Below are 1,082 nucleotides of genomic sequence, written 5' to 3' on the forward strand. Positions count from 1 at the left end.
CAAGGCTGAGACCCAGCCCGCTGCCCCATGTCGACCGGCTATGGTCCAGCCGATAAAGCCGCTGAAACACTTTTTCATGTTCGTCGGCGGGAATGCCGGGACCGTTGTCGGCGACGCCGGCAACGACGCGTTCGTCCTGGCGCCCCACCGACAGCTTTATCGTCGTGCCCGATGGACAATGGCGCAGCGCGTTCTCGACCAGATTGGCGAACATCTGCGTCAACAGCTCGCGATCGCCATGGATCCGGTCCGTCGTTTCCGGTGGTTGCGCCAACGACAGCGACTTTCCGTCGTCCTCGGCAACATCGGCATAGATCTCGGCGATGGTCTGCAGCACCTCGCCCAGATCGACATCGGTGAACCGCGCCCGGCGGGCGCCGGCTTCGATCTGCGCGATGCGCAGCAGCGCATCGAAGGTCTCGTTGATCTGCAGGCTTTCGGCATGCGCCTCGGCCAGTTCGCGGGCGACCTTTTGACCTGACAGGTTCTTTTCGGACGCGGTGTCGAGGATCATCTGCAGCCGGTTGAGCGGCGTCTTCAGGTCGTGGGCGATGTTGGCGCTGACCTGTTTCATGCCTTCGACCAGTGCCGACAGGCGGTCGAGCGCGGCATTGACCTGGCTGGAGACGATGTCGATGTCGTCGCCCTTGCCGGTCAGCGGAATGCGGGTGTCCAGCCGTCCATGCGAGACATCCACCATGGTGGCGGCAATGCCGTCGAGACGGCGCTGGACCCGCGAGGCCAGCAGGGCGCCGCCGGCGACCGCCAGCCCGGTGATGATCAGGGTTCCCCAGCCAAAGCTCATCAGCACGATCCTCTCCAGCTCCTCCGTCTCGGAAAGGCTGAAGGCGACGGTCAGGGTGTTGCCGCCGACGGGGCCGGAATAGGCGCGGTACTCGGCGCCGGGCGGCACGCCGGGCATTTCGGTGTCGAACATCGAGAAACCGTCGGGAAGCCCTGCCGCGGTGAAGTTGCCGGCCAGGCGATTGCCCGTCGCGTCGGTCAGCGAAAACAGCTGCTCCTTTTTGAGGCTGCGCAGGGAGTGGCTGCCGACGGTCTCAACCAGCTCCTTGAGATCGTTC

At 64.8% G+C, this 1,082-nt stretch carries 1 protein-coding gene; it reads right to left on the minus strand.

Going from position 1 to position 1,082, the window contains the following annotated elements:
- Positions 1–1,082 (minus strand): HAMP domain-containing sensor histidine kinase (locus EN893_RS35245; protein ID WP_164901446.1); only part of this gene is annotated, 1,082 nt, incomplete at both ends.

The sequence above is a fragment of the Mesorhizobium sp. M7A.F.Ca.CA.004.04.2.1 genome (assembly GCF_004022825.1).
Taxonomy (GTDB): Bacteria; Pseudomonadota; Alphaproteobacteria; order Rhizobiales; family Rhizobiaceae; genus Mesorhizobium.